Genomic DNA, 1,954 nt, shown 5'->3' with positions numbered 1-1,954 from the left:
TGAAGTTTACCGTCTGCTTTTCCAGCAAGCCAAGCACAAGATAGGCAAGAACACTCAGTCGACACTTGTTGCAGTTCAGATAGGTTCTAAACTGCTCAATGAGTAAGTCAGCGGGTTCCATAATCGTGCGGTATTTTTAGCGAAAAATCTCAAGATAGTGGATCTCGTTGGCTTACTCCTGATTTTTGTCGTGTACAGTGTCAAAGACCGTAAGGGCATTGCCCTGAACGGAACATTCATCAAGGCAGTAGACCTTCCATCTTACAAAGTTGAGATTGAAAACGCTGGCTTAAACTACGACCAAGTCATTGAGGAAAACACATAATGGCAATTGTGCAAAAGCCGGACAATCGTACGAAGGTACCGCGTACTGGTCGTGTACCGGTAGAGACGAAAGACCCTGCCAAGTACAAAGAAAAGGAGAATCGTGCAACCCGATTCAATCCGTACGATGACCCAAACGACCCAACAAAAGCTCCCGAATAGGGGGCTTTTTTCATTGAAGGACTTAGTATGCTGACACTAGACGACATCAAAGACATCGTTTCCAAAGTGACATACAAAGACGGCTGGACTATTCAAGTATATGAAGGGCACGGTCGTTCCTATATTCAAGTCTCCGTAGATGCCTCTGTAGGCGTCTGTAGCGTGAGTAAACAAAATACGGCATGGAAGAGCGGAAAACACTATTTAAGCCCATACATGTGCAAACAAGAGATTGTAGGCGTATGTTTCGCTGCTATTAAAGCATCAGAAGAACATGAAATGCGTGAGTGGTTCCGCTATAAAGGAGCCAGCATCTTCAATCCTCACCTCGACCCAGACCAACTAGTTGAGTTGGCTAAGAAGAAATCCGCCTTTGTTACCCGACCCGACAGGACTTCCATGACTCTGGAGGAACCAGATGAATCAACAGAAACGCATCGAGACTCTGGAAGAGGGATTGCAACTAATTGGATTGTTAACCCCCGAGGCTAGAGACAAGATTGTACAAGCCTTTGTTGCGTTAGAGGTTGAAAACGTAAAATTACGATGTGACCTCAACATCCGGTACGTTCGCTTTTTTGTTGAGATAATCAATCAGCATATCCCCGAGACTATAACATAATTCATGGTACATTAATTTCGATGCCTCTTCTGCCCGCTCAGTAAAAATCGCCTTCAGTAGATGTTGTGACTCTTCAAACCAGACCTTCCTGACATAAAATAAAATCAATAAAAATACCTGTTACTTCGTCTCTTTGATCAACCTTATACTCCTCTATTGCAATTTTTTTGTATCTAAACGAATGTATAAGGTTTTCAATGATACTTCGAAAATGTCCAGCCACTTCCTTAACAGTAAACATCTCGCTCACTCTGCCCCCTGCCTCATGTACGACCTCACAAATATCCATAGCAACCCAGTTGGAAACTTTTCGCTCAGGAATAGCTTGGTTAGTTGCCTGATGACTGCAACCAGGCATATCCGAACCAAGCTCTCTTTCCCGTTTTACCAGTACAGAGGATCTATCTTCAACCGATCGTTTTTTTGAAAAACTTTTAACTACTCTCGGCTCTGAGTCAAAATTTCATCATTCTTTTCAACAAAACTGTTTTTATGAAGCCCGTAAGCATCTGTTCCGGTAGTGTTTATATTCATAAATCCCCCTATTGAACACATTTAATCCCCTTAAGCCATACGTGTTTAGACTATTAATTTCCAAAATAATTCCAGAACGATAGTTTAACTTGCTCATTGCTGACGTGTTAATCGAGATGGAATGGTTCAGCAGGGACAGAATACCTGAAAGTGGAGTGGGTCAATCACCTCCAGACCCGCATCAAATCTGATTTTATACCGGAATCTGCATTCAAATGTCTGCTGAAGGAATATCCCTAACTTCGCCCCAAAAACAACGATAATCCTCCGGATTCAGCCCTAATTTCCTGAGGTAATCAATGGTTTTAGCTT

Annotated in this window: 2 protein-coding genes; one reads left to right on the top strand and one right to left on the bottom strand. The window is 42.5% G+C overall.

What is annotated here, in order from left to right; translation table 11 throughout:
- Positions 1 to 513 precede the first annotated feature (513 nt).
- Positions 514 to 978: a hypothetical protein gene (locus tag KDK19_RS19355; RefSeq protein WP_257255152.1), complete on the top strand. Its 465-nt coding sequence runs from the start codon at positions 514 to 516 to the stop codon at positions 976 to 978.
- 203 nt (positions 979 to 1,181) lie between these two features.
- On the opposite strand, the gene KDK19_RS19350 is transcribed toward KDK19_RS19355, so the two are convergent.
- A complete protein-coding gene (locus KDK19_RS19350) occupies positions 1,182 to 1,466 on the bottom strand; it encodes a hypothetical protein (protein ID WP_257276089.1) in 285 nt (94 codons plus the stop codon).
- Positions 1,467 to 1,954 lie beyond the last annotated feature (488 nt).

It is taken from the genome of Endozoicomonas sp. ONNA1, from assembly GCF_024606325.1.
Taxonomy (GTDB): Bacteria; Pseudomonadota; Gammaproteobacteria; order Pseudomonadales; family Endozoicomonadaceae; genus Endozoicomonas_A.
This window is presented reverse-complemented; position numbering and strand designations above follow the sequence as displayed.